We start from the raw sequence: 17,614 nt of genomic DNA, 5'->3' as shown, positions 1-17,614 counted from the left end.
ATTGAAAAATCCGACCCCTGTTTTTATGTTTGGGATTGGATGTAGTTGATTGATAACCAATGGCTGTTCGGATTTACTATGGGCCTGTACTAAAATCTTTTGTTTATGAATACGCTTGAAGATGCAAGGGCATGGGGATTTGTGGGTTTTAAAACGGTTGCGGCCCTTAAAAGGAGGTGGACTGTATTCCGCAGACGAAAGGTGTATTCTAAGACCCCGGTCTGTAAATTACTTGCCCCGGGATTTCCTCCGATGCTTAATAACCCCCGTATTCGATCGTATACAGCACATCGAATAGCGTATTTGCGAACTCCCCGCGACCTTCGTAAACCCGGCCGTCCCTGACGGTGTAGGCTATGTCGAGGATGAACGAACTGTCCCCTTTGTAAAACTGTCCGTCCCTTACCGTAAACAATACGTCGAACCACGAGGCGAACGTGGCGTTGCCCCGGTATATCCGCTCGCCTTCGATGGAGTATGCGGCATCGTAGGGCCAGGTGTTGTTGCCTTCGAAAATCCTCCCGTCCCTTATCGTATACAGGGCGTCGAGCGACAGAGTGAACCTGCCGTCGCCTTTATAGATTCTGCCGTTTTTGAACGTATATATTGCATCCAGCGGGTTGGTGCCGTATCCGCGGTAGATTGTCCCGTTCCCGTCGCCGATATATGTGGCGGCGATCAGCAGCGCATCCGTATCGTCGCCTGCGTTATTTCCGAGGGCGGCCGGCGACAGGAATAGCAGTATTCCGAGTAATATGGCATTCGGTTTCATGGCCGGCGGTGTTTACGGGTAACGCGGGAATAACTCCGTGTCAGAATCCGCGTTCGCGCATCATCTGTTTGAAAAGGTTTTTCACGACGAGGACGTGGAACGGACGGATGAGGTTGAAATAGACCACTCCCAGTTTGTTGTGGTATCTCACGACCGTGCTCGCGAAGACTTGGCCGCCTTCGATGTAGATGGACATGTAGGCCACCAGGTGTTTGTCGTCCAGGGCGACGATCGTTTCGTCGGCCGTCCTTTCGGCGAGGGACATGAAACCGTAGCTCTCGCCGTTATCGAGGGCTTCTTCCAGTTTTTCCCGGCTGGGTCCCTCCCCGGTTTTCAGCCCGAAGGGCCTGACCAGCAGGTCGCGCAGCCGGAAGAGAAACTTCAGCCATGCCGGGCTGGTCGTCCAGAATGCCGCCATCACCTGATTCGGGGATACTTTCCCCGGATTTTGCAGGCGGCAGCGGAAGCAGTCGCGATAATTGGCGTCGGGGTAGCGGATGATCCGCGAATTTTCCGGGAGAGGCGATTTGTATACTTTCATGATTGTGCGGACGACGTCGGTTAGCGACGGCTCCCATGTCGTAAAGCTAACGAAAATTTGCGGGAATACCGCATTCCCGGAACGGTTTTAAACACCGGCGGCCCGTCCCGATCCCGAGGCAGGCCGCCGGCTGGTGAAACCGTTGCGTCGTTATTTGAATTTCAGCGAGATCTTTCCGTTTGAAGGATGCAGGACGAATATGCTTTCCGCGGAGGTGCCGTCGGTCGCAATGGTGCCCTTCGTGCAATCGAATGCGTAGGCGAACCCTTTTTGGACTGCGGCGATCCGCCTTGCCCCGAACGCCGTGAACGGCAACGCTGCACCGGGTGCTGCGGTCAGCTCCAGCATCCAGTCGGGGCCTTTGCCGGGGACGGCGATCTCCATCCCTTCTTCCGAAAGCAGTATCGTGAGCTGCCGTCCGTCGTCCATCGGCCACTCCACGAGTAATTTGCCTTTGCCCTTTTCCGTTACGGCGGGGGTGCCGCCCTGCGCTTGGGCCAGACTTCCGTCGGCAGTGCGCCGCATGACCCGCAGCCCGGCCAGCTTCTCCCGTGTGCTCCACATGCAGCCGTCCACGACGGGCAGCGTCGTGTAGACGCACTGGTTGGTGGTGCCGGCTTTGCGGTAGTAGTCCGACTCCATCCGCTGATCGAACATGTGGATGTCGCGGATGCACAATGCGCCCCCCTCCCATAGCAGGTTGGTGCGGTAGTAACGGCTGTTGTACCATACGGTTTTACGATCCTTTTCACGGTAGTCGGTCAGTGCCGTGACGGCCGTCGGGGGCGTTACCGGGAAATTCTCCCGGAACCATTCGCCCGACCGGGTGAGCGTCTCCACACGGATTTCGCCCTTGCGGAAACGGTTTGCCAGCAGCGGGATCTGGATGTCGAGCCCCTTCTCCATGCTGCCCCAGGTGAAGGAGTTTTCCTGCCCGGCCTGCGTGTAGGCGAATGCGAGGCAGGGTTCTTCGAACATCGACCGGAAGAACCACTCGACCCACTGGCGGCTGCCGCCGCTGTCGCCGTAGACGGGTTCCAGCGAAATCACCCCCTGCAAGGCTCCGCCCACGCAGTTGTCGTACTGGTAGATCGGGTCGCTGCCCAGCATGCGGAATACGGGGACGGGGATCTGTCCCTCGCGGGTCTGAGCAGGCATGTAGGCATTGACCCGGCTGGGATAATAAGCCTGGTTCCAGTAGCCGCCCCACAGCGTGTAGCCGTCGGTACCTATCTGGTCTTTGCAGTTGCACGAAGCGACGATGCCGTATTTGTCGTACATGTACCCGAGCGTATAGGCGTCGATGAACCATGACCCGATGGCCGTCGGGTATTTGCCGAATACCTCTTTGAATTTTTCCATGTAGACGTCCACCAGTTTGCGGCGTTCTTCGGGTGTGTACCCCGTTGCGAAGCCCACGTCGGCATGCCAGTCCCACGGGTAGCGGCCGCGCCACTTGAGCCCTGCGGCTTCCACGTGGGGCTGCGTGATCTCCCACCAGCCGCCCACCTCGGTGCCGGGATAGACGTCCTGTGTCAGCAGTTGCCGGTAGCGGGGATTGATCAGCGCGTCGTATTGCAGCAGGAACGTGGCCGGGAGCCCGTATTCGGCGAGCTGTGCCGCCTGCCGTGCGACGGTTTCGTAGAGTACCGTTTCGGTGATCTCTTCGCTGCGCGGTTCGATATTGCGGATGAAGTTGACGATGTTGACGATGCGGGGGGCCTCGGAGCCGGCCTTGCCGGCTGCGGATGCGGAGACGCATCCGCAGCAAAGTGCGAGCAGGAGTAGTTTGCAGGTTTTCATGATTATTTTGTTTCGGGTATACAAATATAATCGGCAGATGCGAACCGAGGCAACTTCGGTGTGCATTTTGCAGGGAAACGTACGTAATATGCCAAAATTCGTACCTATGGAAAACAAAGAGACGACCTGCACGCCCTGCGAGCAGAATTTCGAACGTAAAGTGAATGAGCTGGTCAAGGAGGGCGAAGCCCCCGATACCAAGCAGCGTGCAAAGAAGGAGGCCGAGGTCAAGGCCGCTTTCGACGAACACGGGAAGCCGGAAAAATAACCGTTCCCGATGAGGACTGGGGTGCCTGCACAACGATTGTGCGGGCACCCCTGCGTTCTGGGGCGACCGTACGGCGCGGAATCGGGCGGGCGGATTGCCGCTATTCCGGGGAAATGATTATCTTTACGCGGTTAATTAGGTCGATTTATGGTAAAAAAGAATATTTTGGGTACTATCGGGGGAACCCCGATGGTGCGGATCAACCGGCTTTGCCCCAACCCGAACGTCAATATCTATGCGAAACTCGAAGGTTTCAACCCCACGGGCAGCATCAAAGACCGCATTGCGCTCCGGATGATTGAGGAGGCCGAACAGGACGGGCGCCTCACGCCCGGCAAGACGATCATCGAACCGACGTCGGGCAATACGGGCATCGGCCTGGCCATCGTTGGCATCGTCAAGGGATATCCCGTGGAGATCGTGATGAGCAGCGCCGTGTCGGTCGAGCGGCGTAAAATAATTCGTTCCTATGGTGCGAAGGTGATCCTTACGCCCGCCGAGGAGGGAACCGACGGGGCGATCCGCCTGGCCCGCAGCAAGGTGGCCGGCGACCCCGACAAATATTTCATGCCCGACCAGTTTGCCAATGCGGGCAATTACCTGGCGCATTACCAGTCTACGGCACTGGAAATATGGCAGCAGACAGGCGGCAGGATCGACTACCTGGTCTGTGCGATCGGTACGTCGGGGACGCTGATGGGGCTTTCGCGGTTCCTGAAGGTGATGAAGCCCGACATCAGGGTCGTCTGCGCGCAACCCATACGGGGCCATTATATCCAGGGATTGAAGAATATGGAGGAGGCTATCGTCCCGGACATTTACGATCCTTCGCAGATCGACATGCAGGAGATGGTCGAGAGCGAAGAGGCGATCGCCATGGCGCGGGAGATCATTGCCAGGGAGGCGATCTTCGCCGGCATGAGCAGCGGCGCCGCGATGCTGGCGGCCGTGCGCACTGCGCAGCGCATCGAACGGGGCAATATCGTGGTGGTTTTCCCCGACCGTGCCGAGAAATACCTGAGTACGACGATGTTCGACGAGTTCGCGGACTGATGTGCGGACGATGGATGTGAAAAAGCCTGCGACCGGAAAGTCGCAGGCTTTTTTGCTGTCGCAGTGCTTGTTTTTTGTCGTCGCAGCCCTTATTTTTGGGCGTTGTAGGCTTCGACGCCGCTCTTGAGGAATCCCACGAAATTGTCGATGTTGAGGTCGTATCCGCGGGGCGGCACGAGTTGTTTCCCGTTCCGTCCCTGGAGCACGTAGTAAGGCTGGGCATTTACCCCGTAGGTTTTCAGGGCGTAATACGAGTTTATCTTGCCGAGGCTTTTAAGCACCTTTCCCGCGTCGGTCGTTACCCAGTCGCTTTCGGGAAGCACTTTCTTGTCGTCGGAGTAGAGCGCCACGATCACGTAGTCGTTGCGCAGGATGTCGAGCACCTGCGGGTCTGCCCATACGCGGGCTTCCATTTCGCGGCAGTTGACGCATCCGTGACCCGTGAAGTCGATGAAGAGCGGTTTGCCGACCTTAGCGGCATAGGCCTCGGCTTCTTTCAGGTCGAAGAATCCTTCGAGGCCGTGGGGCAGGTGCAGGAAATCGCTGTGCTTGGGTTTCTGTCCCTCGACGGTCAGCAGCATGCGTGCTTCTGTGCCCGAAGGGGCCTGCGCTTCCTTCCCGATCACGAAATCCTGCGTATGCAGCGGCGGCAGGTAGCCCGAGAGGCCTTTGAGCGGGGCGCCCCACATGCCGGGGATCAGGTATACGACGAACGAGAAGATGACGATGGCCAGTGCCAGGCGGCCTACGCCCAGATAGGGCGTATCGCTGTCATGCGCAAATTTGATTTTTCCCAGCAGATAGAGCCCCAGGAGCGAGAAGGTCACGATCCATACGGCGAGGTATATCTCGCGGTCGAGCAGCCCCCAGTGGTAGGTCTGGTCGGCGACCGAGAGGAACTTCATGCCGAGCGCCACCTCGATGAATCCCAGTACGACCTTCACCGAGTTGAGCCATCCGCCGCTTTTGGGCAGCTTCTTGAGCATCGACGGGAAGAAGGCGAAGACGGTGAAGGGAAGCGCGAAGGCGACGGAAAACGCCAGCATGGTGACGATCGGGCTCCAGAATTCGCCCGACGTCGATTTGATAAGCACCGAACCTACGATCGGGCCCGTGCAGGAGAAGGATACCAGCACGAGGGTCAGGGCCATGAAGAAGATGCCGGCCAGACCTTTCGAGTCGGCTTTGCTGTCGGTTTTGTTGACCATCCAGGAGGGCATGGTAATTTCGAACGCCCCGAAGAACGATGCGGCGAATACCATGAATACGAGGAAGAAAAGAATATTGGGCAGCCAGTGCGTCGCCAGCCAGTTGAAGATGTCGGCCGTCACGGCATCGCCCCCGACGATGCGTGTGATGACGATGATCGCGGCTATCGGCAGCGTGTAGAGCGCGACGATGAAGAACCCGTACATGCCGGCGCGGAAACGTCCCATCGCGGGGCTGCCGGAGCTTTTCATGAAGAACGATACGGTCATCGGCACCATGGGGAATACGCAGGGGGTCAGCAAGGCTGCGAAACCCCACAGGATCGCCTCGATGATCAACGCCCACAGCGAGCCTCCGCCTGCGGCGTCTTTCTGCGCAGGTTCCGCTGCGGCCTGTGCCGAGCCTCCGCCGGCATTGTCCGGGGCTTCCGCAACGGCGGCCTTGTCCGCAGTCCCGGCTGGGGCCGTATCCTGCGGCGTGGCGGCCGATGCCGTCGCTGCGCCGGCCTGTGCCGTCAGGTCGATCGTCATTTCCGTATCCTCGGGCGGCATGCAGCTCGTGTCGTCGCAGATCATCCACTCCAGCTGGGCCGTGACGGCGGCCTTTTCGGCCGCGAGCTTCACCCGCTGGGCGAAGAGCGCCTTGCCGGCAAAGGTGCCGATCTCCATCTCGAAGGTCTTGTCGTAGTGGCGCTCGGGAGTGGAGAGTTGCTCTACGCCGCCCTCAAGCGTAGCCCCGGCACCCGCGGTGAAGGTGATCGTCGTGGCATTGGGCCCGCCTTCATAGGGCCCCATGTCATACATATGGTAAGGCGCGGGGATCGAGGCTTCGAGTACGATCCGGTACATGTCGCCGTCGAGGTGCTCCACGGTGCTTTTCCAGCTTACGTTTTGCGCCGAGACCGCCGTCACGGCAAACAGGGCCGCTATGGGCAGCAAAAGGGTACGAAACAGATTGTGCATAGTCGTATCGCTTATAATTTGTGCAAATATAACGGTTTTTTACGGATAAATTGCTACATTCGCACGATGATCCGCCTCTCGCTCATAATCCCGACGCATAATCGTGCCGGGCAGTTTCTCGCGGCGCTCGAATCCGTCGTGCGGCAGGACATGCCCGCCGGGGAGTGGGAGTGCGTGGTGGTGAACAACAATTCGACGGACGATACGCCCGCCCGGTTCGCGGCCTTCGCGGCACGGTATCCGGCGCTCAACCTGCGCATGGTGACCGAGACCGGCCCGGGGGTTTCCTATGCCCGCAACCGGGGGATCGCGGAAACTTCGGCGCCCTACATGGCCTTCATCGACGACGACGAACGTATCAATGCGGGGTTTATCCGGGCGTATGTCGAATTCTTCGATGCACATCCCGATGCCGTCGTGGCCGGGGGGCGCATCATTGCCGAGTATGTCTCGGGACGTCCGGCGTGGATGTCGAAATATACCGAACTGCCTGTCGCCAACCCGATGGATTTCGGCCATGCCGTACGGCCTTTTCCTGCCGGACGTGTTCCCGGGGGAGGCAACATGGCTTTCCGCCGCTCCGCAACCGCCCGATACGGCGGGTTCGACCCCTCGCTGGGGCGTGTGGGACGGATGCTGATCGGTGGCGAGGAAAACGATTTCTTCGAACGCATGATGCGCGGCGGCGAGACATGCTGGTATGTCCCCAATGCCGTCATGTGGCATATTATCCCGCCCGGGAAACTCACCGAGGACTATTTCCGCCGCCTTTGCTACAACGTCGGCGTGAGCCAGCGCCTGCGGGCGGGCATCTACCGCCGTTATCCGAAAGCCGTTGTGCTGGAATGTATGAAATGGGCGGCTACGCTGTTGCTTTCGCTGACGATGTCCCCCCGTAAATCATTGTGGCTGATTCGTATGCGTTACGAGATCAGCCGGGGGCTTTTCTCCCGTGCCGGCCATTGAGCTGTGCTTTAATTGCGTACGGGGATTTCCTTGCCGAAATAGCGGCAAAGCATGATGTAGCACATGTAGAGCGCCAATGAGGGGTGCTCTTCTTCGCATCCGGGCGAGAGGTTGAGCGCCATGTCCGAAAACCGCCCGAAATCTTTTCCGTCCAATTCTCCCGTTTCCCCCAGTATCTGGTAGGTTTCGAAATCGTCCCGCTGTTCCTCGCAGCTGGGTTCCAGCTCGGCTATTTCGAACGAGCTGGCATTTAGCCGGGTCAGGCAGCAGAATTCGGGTTTCCCGCCGCGCCCCAGGTCGCGGTAAAAGCCGATGACCTCCGTGTGTCCGATCTGGCCTGCCGGGAGGTTGGTTTCTTCGCGCAGCTCCCTCTCGGCTGCGGCTTTCAACGTCTCCCTGAAATCGGAGTCCGGACGCAAATCGCTGAAGTCGACCGATCCCGATCCCGAAGGTGTCAGGCGGTCTGTCGAAGTGAGGGCCTTGTCGTTCTGGTGGAGGATAATGACATATCCGTCGGTTGTGACGGCCAGTGTCGAAATGCCGATGTGGTCGCTCATGACCGATTTTTCGAGCCGGCGTACCGGGTAGTTGGCAATGTTTGCGGGAGGGGTCATGCCCCAACCGCTTTGGTGGGAGAGTTTTTTCGCATAGATTACGTTCGTCAGGTAGGAGTTGTAGTAACAGCCTTTGCATACCCGGACGTACCATTGGCCGCCGCTTTCCCCGAATTCGGATGCCATGCACAGTTTGCGCTCGTTGTAAAAACTGCCATTCCTGTTTTTCATTTCGTGCCATTTGCCATTGAGGAACGGCAGCAGGATGTCCCGGTAATTCTTTATGTATTTCAACACCCGCTTTTCCTTGTCGGTGCATAGTATCGCATGGATGGGACGGTCTCCCTGCAATAAGCGGTCTATGTTGTCGCCGTGCAGCAATACGGTGCCCGGAAAGGCGATCGGGGCGGCGGTATAAATCTCGTCCAACTCGTCGGCTGCCTCCGGAGTCTTGTGCCGGTAGATGTCTTGGAGGTTGTAGTACGCCGTCTTATGCGTGTAGGCGTAGAAATCCTTTACGAAACAGACCGTCTGCCAGATAAGGGTCGTAAAGACCAGGAACAGGAAAAGGAACAGGTTGCCGGTTTGCATCAGCGTTTGGTAGTCGATGGCCGAATAGAGCAGAATGGCGAGGTCTATGACGATCGCGACGATATTGATGTAGCCGATTCGCTGGCCGTAACGGATAAAGTCCAGCCGGTTCCTGATTTTGACTTTGGCCGAAGTCCATATTTTGTCCATGCCGCCGGTGTTTTGTGTCGTAAAAATAACAATAAATTCCGATTTTATGGGTGTTGCAGGTTCGGTTCCTGCCTTTGGAATGAAGAAAGCGGCCCGTAAGGCCGCTTTCTTCATTCCGGTTTTACGGATCAGAACAGGTATTTCTCGTTCCTGACCTTGTTCACCAGGCGCGAGATGTCCTCCCATGCCTCTTCGCCGAAGGTAGTCCCGACGACTTCGATGACTTTGCCCGCCGTGATGGCGCCGATCGTGCCGCACTGGCGCAGCGAGAGGTTCTCGCAAAGCCCTGCGAGGAACCCCGCGGCGTAGAAATCCCCGGCGCCCGTCGTGTCGACGCGTTTTGCCGCAGCCAGGATGCCGACATGCACCACCTCGTCGCCGTGCTTGATCATGGCGCCCTTGATGCCGATTTTCACCACGGCCAGTTCGCACATTTCCGAGATGCATTGCAGGGCGTTCAGCGGCTCCGCCTCGCAGGCGAAAGTCTTGGCTTCGTCCTCGTTGGCGAAAACGATGTCGACATAGTCCCTGACAAGGTTACGCAGGAATTCGAGGTTTTCGGCCACGATGTTGAAGCTGGCCAGGTCGATGGCGACCTTCAGCCCGCACTCCTTGGCCGTGCGGGCAGCCATGCGGATCAGGTCGTGGTCTTGGACGATGTAACCTTCGATATAGAGGCAGTCGTACCCGTCGAAGATCGCCGGGTCGATCTCCGCGGCGGTCAGTTCGAGCGCCGCGCCGAGGTAGGTGACCATCGTCCGCTCGCCGTCGGGCGAGATGAGCGATACGCACTTGCCCGAACGTTTCGAACCACGGAAGATTACGGGCTCCACGCCCAGGTTTTCGAGTGCCTGTACGAAGAAGTCGCCCGTCGTATCCTGTCCGACCTTGCCGATGAACCCGACCTGGCAGCCCAGTTTGGCCATGGCGCGGATGGTGTTGCCGGCCGAACCGCCGAGCGAGAGCGAGTAGGGCAGTCCTGCCACGGATTTCGAGATTTCGGTCTGCAGTTTGGTATCCACGAGGCTCATCGAGCCTTTGGCGAGTTTGAAGCGACCCAGCACGGAGTCTGATTCCAGGTTGACCAGCATGTCCGTCAGGGCATTGCCGATGCCGATAACACGTTTCATTCGGTAAGTTCGGGGTTGTCTGTTGTGAAATTATATGGAGAGTATCTTTACCAGGTCGAGCGAATTGCGGTCGATGCCCTTGTTGTGCATGGTCGCCTTGGCGAAGGGGACGTAGACGATCTTGCCGTTCTGAATGCCGATCATCACGTTGCGCTGTTCGTCGAGGAACGCCTCGATGGCGGCTTCGCCCATCCGCGAGGCGAGGATACGGTCTACGGCCGTCGGCGACCCGCCGCGCTGGATATGCCCCAGGATCGTGACGCGGGCGTCGTACTGCGGGAACTCCTTCTTGACACGTTCGGCCAATGCCGTGGCGCCGCCCGTCTTGGGGTTTTCGGCCACGATGACGATCGCCGAGTTCTTGCTCTTGCGGAAGCCGTGGTTGATGAGTTCGGCCAGCTGGTCGACCTCGGTGTCCATTTCGGGGATGATAGCCGCTTCGGAACCCGTGGCGATGGCGCTGTTCAGTGCCAGGTAACCCGCCGTATGTCCCATCACCTCGACGAAGAAGAGGCGCTCGTGGCTCGATGCCGTATCGCGCAGTTTGTCGACCGCCTCCACGATCGTGTTCAGCGCCGTGTCGTAGCCGATCGTCGAGTCCGTACCCCCGAGGTCGTTGTCGATCGTCCCGGGAAGCCCTACGATGGGCACGTTGTACTCCTGCGCGAAAATCCCTGCGCCTGTCAGCGAGCCGTCGCCGCCGATGACCACCAGCGCGTTGATGCCGGCTGCGACCATGTTGTCGTAAGCCGCCTTACGTCCTTCGGCCGTGGTGAATTCCTGGCTGCGCGCCGTTTTGAGAATCGTGCCGCCCAGTTGGATGATATTGCTTACGCTCTGGGATTTGAACTCTACGATCTCGTTGTATACGAGACCTTTGTATCCGCGCATGATTCCCTTTACCGTAAAGCCGTTATAGATTGCGCTGCGGGTTACCGCACGTATTGCCGCATTCATGCCGGGGGCGTCGCCTCCCGATGTGAGAATGCCGATGCATTTGCTGCCAGCCATAGTTTTTCGTTTAAACACAAAATCCCTCAAAGGTAGTAATTATTTTAAATTTTTCAAAAAAACGAGGGCGCTACCCGTGGGTGCGCCCTGCGTTCCGAAAAAACTTTTTATTTTACCTAACGCCTGTGGCCTTATTCGGTCTGCTGTCCCTGCGCAGCAGTGTCTGCGTCCGCCTCTGCGGCTGCCTGCGTGCTCTGGCCGGCCTTTTCTGAGGAAGCCTTGCGGCTTTTCCCCACCTTCACCCGATTGCCGTCAGCCTTCACTTCCAGCCCGGCCTTGTCTTTGTCGATCGTAATGTCGATCGATTTGTTCGGGATACTGATGTGCAGTGTCTTCTGGCCGTCTTCGATGACGTTCTGGCTTTCGTACTCCTTGAGCAGCTTTTGTACCGTCGTCGTGTCGTTGTCGATCACCACTTCGGTGTTGAGCACCTGTTCGATCACGTTTCGCTTGGCGCGGAACCGGTCGCCCACATCCTCGCGGATGGCGATGCAGGCGCATGCGATGAAGCTCGCGAGCCACAGCAGGAAGATGATCAGCACGGTCGTGCCTCCGGGCTTGCGCGAAGCGATGAGGCACATCAGTACATAAATGAGCAGTATGACGGGAATCAGTACAATAAATATGCCGAGAATAGGTACCCACAGCGTCATGCCCAGCGGGAAGAAAGGCGAGAGGATGCCTCCGCCGCCCACGACCAGGGCGAACAGCCCGATAATCAGGGCGCAGGCTCCCATGATAAGCCCGAATACGAGCAGCCCGGCGAAAAGCTTGAGCAGGATCAGCACCACCTTGCCGAAGACCGAGACGGCCTCCGCCACGATCGGCTTGGCCCTGACGTCGGGATCGCAGCCTGCGGTGGCTTCGGTGGTCTCGCGGATCGACTGGGCGGTGATTTTTTCGCCGTTCATTTCGAGTTTCTGGCGTGCCGTGCGTGCCGCCGGTACGGCGAACCACATGATGACGTAGCAGATGACGAAGATACCGAACAGGTTGCCCATCATCGACCCCGTCCAGTCCATGAACGGAATCCAGTGCAAGAAGCTCAGCAGGATCGGCAGGAACATGCCCAGCCGGATCCATACGGGATCGACGTCGAAGTACTTGCCGATGCCGGCGCATACGCCGCCCAGCTTGGCATTCTCCGTGTCGCGGTACAGGCGGCGCGGGATGCGCGGCTCTTCGGGGGCTTTTTTGTCCGAACTCTCCTCGGAGATGTCCTCGACCGAGCCCATCTGGTGGATGATATTCAGGATCAGGGGTTTCTCGACCACGCGGGTGTTGTCCTGCGTGGTGAGGATCAGTTCGGCGATGCGGGCTTCGATGTCAGCGACGATCTCGGCCCCGTCGGGCGTATCCTTGTAGGTCTTTTTCAGGCTGTCGAGATATTTCTCCAGCTCCTGGTAGGCATCGGCGTCCATGGTGAACGCTACGCCCGATATGCTGCATTTTTTAACCTCTTTCATAGTTGTGCCGTTGGGGAATTATTTCCTGCTTACGCTGCCTCCGCTCGATTTGCTGATGCTGGTCTTGCAGTCGCCCGTGTAACGGATCGAACTGCCGCTCGAAGCGGCGGCGCGGAGTGTGCCCGTGCAGTTGACCGTAGCCTTGGCGGCGCTCGACGTGTCGACGCTGCAATCGGTGACCGTGAATTCGGCGGCCGAGAGTTTCGAGGCCGAGCTCATGTCGATGCTGCATTCGGCGGCGGAGCCCTTCAGGGTGATCTTCGATGCGCTCGATGCCTCTACCGTGCAGGTGCCGGTTTCGATGGCGGCGTCGATGTCCGAGGCACTCGATGCGGCCACTGCGCAGGTGGTCGATTTCACGGCCGCGTCGATCCTGGCGGCACTCGATGCGTCGATCGAGAATTTGTCGGCCGTCAGCGTGACGTCGCTCGTGATCCGTGCGGCGCTCGATGCGTCGAGTGCGCGGATGCGCCCGTTGGCCGGGACGGTCACGGTCACGTCGGCGTTCGATACGTTGTTGACCGACTTGTCGATGGTCGCCGTCAGGCGTCCGCCCTTGGCCTCCACCACTACGTATTCCATAATATTGTCGTCGGCTTGGATCGTGATTTTATCGGTCGCCTTGCCGGTGATGACGACCTTCACGGCGCGTGCCGCATCCACACGGTCGAAATCCGGGGCGTCGATGGTGCGCGTGACGATGTTGCCGCTGCCTTTGATGCCCTTGCCGAAGAGTACCGACGGGGCTGCGATGCAGACGAAATATGTGGTTGCGGTGATCATGGTGCCCAGCAGGACTGCGATCAAAAGTATTCTTTTCATGGTTGTAATTATTTAAGGGTTGATTTTTTATTTTCCGTGGCGAATGACCTGTATCTGCCCTACGAGTTCGTCCCATGCCTCGTCGAGCGTTTTGAGATAATCACGCCCCTTGTCGGTCAGCGTGTAGTATTTGCGGGGCGGCCCCTGCGGGGATTCTTCCCACCGGTAGGTCAGGAGCCCCGAATTTTTCTGCCGCGTGAGGATCGGGTACAGCGTACCCTCGACCACGATCATCTCGGCCTCTTTGAGTTCGGCGATGATCTTCGGAGCATACGAATCTTCGCGGGAAAGGATGGCGAGGATGCAATACTCCAGGATTCCCTTGCGCATCTGCGCTTTTACGTTGTCTTCAGCCATAATGCTTTATTCGGTTAATCGCTTCGGAGCCTTCGGTACGATCAGCCAGAGGATGATATATACCCAGAGCGAAAGCCCGCCGAAGAGTATGAGGATTAGAGTTGCGATACGTATGAGCGACGGGTCGAGCCCGAAGAAATCAGCCAGTCCGCCGCAGACGCCTGCGATGATGCCGTCGCGTACCCGGTACAGTTTTTTTGTTTTGTCCGTTGCCATGGTTTTATCGGTTTTTACGGTTAATATTGAATTTTCGGGCGGGTTCTTCGGGGATGATGATCCAGAGGATGATGTAGGCCCAGATCGAAAGCCCGCCGAAGATTATCAGGAACAGCATGATGAGCCGCATGACCGTCGCGTCGATGTGAAAAAAGTCTGCCAGCCCTCCGCAGATACCGGCGATCGAGCGGTCGGTGCGCGAGCGGTAGAGCTTGCGGGTTTCCGGCTCGGCCTCCTCTTCCTCCTGCGGGGCGGCGTTGCCGCGGCGCTCGCCGAAGTCCGAGGGTGCCCCCATTTGGTGCATCGCCGCGCGCACCGTGTCGAGGGTGATGACGCGCATGGGAGAGGAGACGATCTCGCGGAATATCTCGGCGATGCGTACCTCGATGTCGCCCATGGTTTCGGTGTCGTATTCGGGCAGGCGGCTGCGTATGTCGTCAAGATAACTCCTGAGTACACGGTAAGCATCTTCGTCGAGGGTGAAAGCCTGCGAGCCGATATTTACGTTTACTGTCTCTTTCATAGTCGTAGAGGTATTTTAGGGTTAATATTTCCGGTTTACTACTACTTTGGTATTGCAAATATAATACGTATTTTAGTATTATGCAATACAAAGTACTAAATTTTTTTCAAAAAATATGCATTTTTTTCCATACCTATATAATAAGAACTCCGGAACGGTGCCGGAAAGGCCGCCTTTGCGGGAAAAATTACGATCATTGCCGATCCGGTGTTGCGTTTTGCCCGCCTGCTTCGTCTTACAAATACAATGAAGGAATTCGAATTCATCGGTTACGTTGTGCCGCTCCGCAACCGTATGTTCCGCTATGCACAAAGCCTGCTGCTTTGCGCCGACGAGGCCGAGGAGGTGACGCACGACCTGCTGGAGCGGTTGTGGACGAGGGGGGGGGGATGTGGCCGGATTGGCATGGTTTTCCCGGGCGGCCGTGCAGTCTGCGGGGGGCGTATAGACAAATTTATATAATGAATTGACAATCTTATATATTTTTTTGTGAGGGCGATTGCGATGAAAAGGATGAAAAAGAGTAGCTTTGTCCCATTTCAGAAGCGTATTTTGCAGTAACTTTAACCCTTTTTATCTAATTATGAACAAACTCTATGCTATTTTAGGAGTCCTGCTCCTGACTGTTTCCTCCGTGTCGGCGCAAAAATCCGGGACTGATAGCCGTCGCGCTTCGTCCGGGGAGAGCGTGGCTATCGAAACAATTACGCGCGACTCGCTGGGCATCGACACGCTGCGGCGTATCGACGCGGTCGACAACGGCCTGCTGACCCTGCGCAGCGGCGGTCGTGACGGTAGTATGATGCTTGAAGTGGCCGGATTCGGGCTCAGGCTGGGGCAGACCCCGATGCAGAAAATGGAAACGAAATTAGCTCCGTTCCAATTCAAGGCGATCACCGACATGGAATTGGGTTTCACGCAGTTGACCGGAGTCGATTATGCCGGTTATACCCCTCAGGAAGAGGGGTTCCTCGACCAGAAACTCGGATCGTCGTTCCATTTCAGCTTCTCGGTCGTGCAGATGCGTTTGCTGCTGAACCGTAGCCGTACGCTCAGCCTCGGCCTCGGACTGCAATATACGCTCGACAACATCCGCTTTGCCGATTCGGGCATCACGCTCGACAATGTTGGCAGGCGCCTTATGCCGGTGGTGCTGGATGAACCTGCCGACAAGTCGAAGGTCGTCACTTCGTCGCTCGGTATTCCCGTGCGGCTGATATACGAGCCTGTAAGGCACTTCCGTATTTCGGCTGTCGCCTATTCCGATTTCATGTTGGGGGCGGATGCCATCTATAAGAAGCCTAAGGAGAAGCACAGCCTGTCCGGATTCCGTACGTACCAGTTCGGCGTCGGCGTTTCGGTTTCTTACTATGGATTGGGTTTTTATACGCGTTACGGCATCACGCCGCTGTTTAAGAGCGGTGCTGGCCCCGATTGCCATGCTGTTTCGTTTGGAATCGTATGTTTATTATAAGAGTGTAACCAGAAAACCGAATAGTCATGAAACGAATATTGCTGATAATGACCCTCAGTCTGTTCCTGCCGAACCTCGTGTCGGCACAAAGCAGCTTTATGAACGATTTTTTCAAACGCTATGAGACTGCCGAAGGGTTTAGCAGCGTGTCGCTGGGGGCGAAGATGATGCAGACGATGAGCCGCCAGGCCGCAGAGCACGGGGATAAGGGGCTTGCCGTATTGCTGGAGGACATCCAGTATATCCGTATCGTCGCCCTCGCGGGCGGGGACGGCGAACAGCTGGTGCGCGATGCCGAAGCCGCAGTCGCTTCCGAGCGGAAATTCCGGGAAGCAGCCTCCACTACGGAGGACGGGCAGACCACGAAGTTCTATATCCGGGAAACTGCCTTGGCGGTCAAGTCCGAGCTGGTGATGATTACCTATGGTGCGAAGGAAACCGTCGTGGTGAACATCTATGGCGTGTTCGACCTCAAGCAGATAGCGCGGCTTTCGTCGATCCGCCCGCAATAAGGGCTGCCGGTTCTCAGGCTCCGCTTTATTCCCCGCCCGGATCGTTCCGGTACCCTTCTTCGTCATAGATCGGTCTGTCGCCCTCTTCGGTCTCCCGGACGGCACCCGGGATCCTGTCCGCCAGCGGGATCTCGGTTTCCACGAGGTTTTCGTCGATCAGGGTTTCGTCGCGTTCGTCGCCTGCGAACCCGTTGTTTTCGGTGGAGATGACGGTGCGGTCGGTCGGAAATTCTACAATTCTTTCCATGGCATTGCGGTTTTGTTTTTCATCCGTCGCCGCAAAAATGATACCGCCTGTTTCCCCGCGCCCTGCATTGGAGCGAGACGACGGCCGGGGATGGCCGGGGCGCATATTGAGAACCGGAAGCGGAGTTTGCATAACGATACAATAAAAAGGGGAGGGACAATGCAGTCCCTCCCCTTTGTCTGCCCGGCATTTCCGCATAGCGGGGAAAGCCGGGTGCATATGATCGCTTAGTCCTCGAATTTTGCCGAGAGGAATTCGCGGTTCAGACGTGCGATGTGCGCGATGGAGATCGACTTGGGGCACTCGGCCTGGCAGGCACCCGTGTTGGTACAGTTGCCGAAGCCCAGTTCGTCCATCTTGGCGACCATCGCCTTGGCGCGGCGTGCACCCTCCACGCGGCCCTGCGGCAGCTTGGCGAGCGACGATACGCGGGCAGCGACGAAGAGCATGGCCGAACCGTTCTTGCAGGTCGCGGCACAGGCTCCGCAGCCTACGCATGCTGCGGCATCCATCGACTCGTCGGCATCGGGCTTCGGAATCGGAATGGCGTTGCCGTCGGGCACCGAGTTGGTGCGTACCGAAATGAAACCTCCCGCCTGCAGAATCTGGTCGTACGACGAACGGTTCACCACGAGGTCTTTGATGACGGGGAACGCCGCCGAGCGCCAGGGCTCGATGGTGATGGTCGCACCGTCCTTGAACTTGCGCATGTAGATCTGGCAGGTCGTGACCGCCTGGCTCGGGCCGTGGGCATGGCCGTCGATGTGCAGCGAGCACATGCCGCAGATACCTTCGCGGCAGTCGTGGTCGAATGCCACGGGCTCCTTGCCCTCGTGGATCAGGTTGTTATTCAGGATGTCGAGCATCTCGAGGAACGAGGTGTCGGCCGAGATGTTTTCGACTTTGTAAGTTTCGAAACCACCCTTTGCTTTAGCGTCCTTTTGACGCCATATCTTTAATGTAAAATTCATAATTTCAATTTGTTAT

At 57.6% G+C, this 17,614-nt stretch carries 20 protein-coding genes; 6 read left to right on the top strand and 14 right to left on the bottom strand.

Annotated features, from left to right (window positions below):
• Positions 1–256: 256 nt before the first annotated feature.
• The 3 genes from NQ559_RS02925 to NQ559_RS02915 all read right to left on the bottom strand — a co-directional run bounded on the left by NQ559_RS02925 (position 257) and on the right by NQ559_RS02915 (position 3,116).
• Positions 257–772, bottom strand: a complete 516-nt coding sequence (locus NQ559_RS02925; protein WP_018696621.1) for a 6-fold beta flower protein — start codon at positions 770–772, stop codon at positions 257–259.
• A gap of 40 nt (positions 773–812) precedes the next feature.
• Positions 813–1,313, bottom strand: a complete 501-nt coding sequence (locus NQ559_RS02920; protein ID WP_018696620.1) for a DUF2867 domain-containing protein — start codon at positions 1,311–1,313, stop codon at positions 813–815.
• A 150-nt stretch (positions 1,314–1,463) separates the two neighbouring features.
• Positions 1,464–3,116 carry a hypothetical protein gene (locus NQ559_RS02915; protein WP_018696619.1) on the bottom strand — a complete coding sequence of 551 codons (1,653 nt, stop codon included), beginning with the start codon at positions 3,114–3,116 and terminating at the stop codon, positions 1,464–1,466.
• Between the two features lie 106 nt (positions 3,117–3,222).
• On the opposite strand from NQ559_RS02915, the gene NQ559_RS02910 reads away from it, so the two are divergent.
• Together NQ559_RS02910 and NQ559_RS02905 are read left to right on the top strand one after the other, a co-directional pair.
• Positions 3,223–3,384, top strand: a complete 162-nt coding sequence (locus NQ559_RS02910) for a hypothetical protein (protein ID WP_018696618.1) — start codon at positions 3,223–3,225, stop codon at positions 3,382–3,384.
• A gap of 147 nt (positions 3,385–3,531) precedes the next feature.
• Positions 3,532–4,437 carry a PLP-dependent cysteine synthase family protein gene (locus NQ559_RS02905; protein ID WP_018696617.1) on the top strand — a complete coding sequence of 302 codons (906 nt, stop codon included), beginning with the start codon at positions 3,532–3,534 and terminating at the stop codon, positions 4,435–4,437.
• An 89-nt stretch (positions 4,438–4,526) separates the two neighbouring features.
• Here NQ559_RS02905 and NQ559_RS02900 read toward each other — a convergent pair whose 3' ends face one another.
• Positions 4,527–6,608 carry a protein-disulfide reductase DsbD family protein gene (locus tag NQ559_RS02900; RefSeq protein WP_018696616.1) on the bottom strand — a complete coding sequence of 694 codons (2,082 nt, stop codon included), beginning with the start codon at positions 6,606–6,608 and terminating at the stop codon, positions 4,527–4,529.
• A gap of 66 nt (positions 6,609–6,674) precedes the next feature.
• Between NQ559_RS02900 and NQ559_RS02895 the strand changes: the two genes are divergently transcribed.
• Positions 6,675–7,574 (top strand): glycosyltransferase family 2 protein, encoded by a 900-nt coding sequence (locus NQ559_RS02895; protein WP_018696615.1) that lies wholly within the window; start codon positions 6,675–6,677, stop codon positions 7,572–7,574.
• An 8-nt stretch (positions 7,575–7,582) separates the two neighbouring features.
• Here the strand turns inward: NQ559_RS02895 and NQ559_RS02890 are convergent, their stop codons facing one another.
• The 8 genes from NQ559_RS02890 to NQ559_RS02855 all read right to left on the bottom strand — a co-directional run bounded on the left by NQ559_RS02890 (position 7,583) and on the right by NQ559_RS02855 (position 14,394).
• Complete coding sequence (locus NQ559_RS02890) at positions 7,583–8,869, bottom strand: NUDIX hydrolase (protein ID WP_018696614.1); 1,287 nt, start codon at positions 8,867–8,869, stop codon at positions 7,583–7,585.
• A 128-nt stretch (positions 8,870–8,997) separates the two neighbouring features.
• Entirely contained in the window at positions 8,998–9,999 is a 1,002-nt protein-coding gene (locus NQ559_RS02885; RefSeq protein WP_018696613.1) for an adenosine kinase, read from the bottom strand.
• Positions 10,000–10,029: 30 nt separating this feature from the next.
• Positions 10,030–11,010, bottom strand: coding sequence for a 6-phosphofructokinase (pfkA, locus tag NQ559_RS02880; RefSeq protein ID WP_018696612.1), 981 nt, complete (start codon positions 11,008–11,010; stop codon positions 10,030–10,032).
• 131 nt (positions 11,011–11,141) lie between these two features.
• Positions 11,142–12,476 (bottom strand): PspC domain-containing protein, encoded by a 1,335-nt coding sequence (locus tag NQ559_RS02875; RefSeq protein WP_018696611.1) that lies wholly within the window; start codon positions 12,474–12,476, stop codon positions 11,142–11,144.
• A gap of 18 nt (positions 12,477–12,494) precedes the next feature.
• The gene (locus NQ559_RS02870) at positions 12,495–13,298 is read right to left on the bottom strand and encodes a head GIN domain-containing protein (protein WP_018696610.1); all 804 of its coding nucleotides are present in this window, start codon (positions 13,296–13,298) and stop codon (positions 12,495–12,497) included.
• A 27-nt stretch (positions 13,299–13,325) separates the two neighbouring features.
• A complete protein-coding gene (locus NQ559_RS02865) occupies positions 13,326–13,655 on the bottom strand; it encodes a PadR family transcriptional regulator (protein WP_018696609.1) in 330 nt (109 codons plus the stop codon).
• A gap of 6 nt (positions 13,656–13,661) precedes the next feature.
• Positions 13,662–13,871 carry a PspC domain-containing protein gene (locus NQ559_RS02860; protein ID WP_018696608.1) on the bottom strand — a complete coding sequence of 70 codons (210 nt, stop codon included), beginning with the start codon at positions 13,869–13,871 and terminating at the stop codon, positions 13,662–13,664.
• 4 nt (positions 13,872–13,875) lie between these two features.
• Positions 13,876–14,394, bottom strand: a complete 519-nt coding sequence (locus NQ559_RS02855) for a PspC domain-containing protein (RefSeq protein ID WP_018696607.1) — start codon at positions 14,392–14,394, stop codon at positions 13,876–13,878.
• Positions 14,395–14,640: 246 nt separating this feature from the next.
• On the opposite strand from NQ559_RS02855, the gene NQ559_RS02850 reads away from it, so the two are divergent.
• The 3 genes from NQ559_RS02850 (at position 14,641) to NQ559_RS02840 (ending at position 16,380) form a co-directional block, all read left to right on the top strand.
• On the top strand, positions 14,641–14,856 hold the full coding sequence (locus NQ559_RS02850) for a hypothetical protein (protein WP_018696605.1): 216 nt from the start codon (positions 14,641–14,643) through the stop codon (positions 14,854–14,856).
• A gap of 121 nt (positions 14,857–14,977) precedes the next feature.
• Positions 14,978–15,868, top strand: a complete 891-nt coding sequence (locus tag NQ559_RS02845; protein WP_026318511.1) for an outer membrane beta-barrel protein — start codon at positions 14,978–14,980, stop codon at positions 15,866–15,868.
• Between the two features lie 26 nt (positions 15,869–15,894).
• Positions 15,895–16,380 carry a DUF4252 domain-containing protein gene (locus NQ559_RS02840; RefSeq protein ID WP_026318510.1) on the top strand — a complete coding sequence of 162 codons (486 nt, stop codon included), beginning with the start codon at positions 15,895–15,897 and terminating at the stop codon, positions 16,378–16,380.
• A gap of 25 nt (positions 16,381–16,405) precedes the next feature.
• Here NQ559_RS02840 and NQ559_RS02835 read toward each other — a convergent pair whose 3' ends face one another.
• Together NQ559_RS02835 and NQ559_RS02830 are read right to left on the bottom strand one after the other, a co-directional pair.
• Positions 16,406–16,627 carry a lysophospholipid acyltransferase family protein gene (locus tag NQ559_RS02835; protein ID WP_018696602.1) on the bottom strand — a complete coding sequence of 74 codons (222 nt, stop codon included), beginning with the start codon at positions 16,625–16,627 and terminating at the stop codon, positions 16,406–16,408.
• 227 nt (positions 16,628–16,854) lie between these two features.
• Complete coding sequence (locus tag NQ559_RS02830; RefSeq protein WP_018696601.1) at positions 16,855–17,598, bottom strand: succinate dehydrogenase/fumarate reductase iron-sulfur subunit; 744 nt, start codon at positions 17,596–17,598, stop codon at positions 16,855–16,857.
• Positions 17,599–17,614 lie beyond the last annotated feature (16 nt).

The organism is Alistipes onderdonkii, from assembly GCF_025145285.1.
GTDB lineage: Bacteria > Bacteroidota > Bacteroidia > Bacteroidales > Rikenellaceae > Alistipes > Alistipes onderdonkii.
The sequence above is the reverse complement of the archived record's forward strand: the minus strand, read 5'-3'. Positions and strand labels throughout refer to the sequence as shown.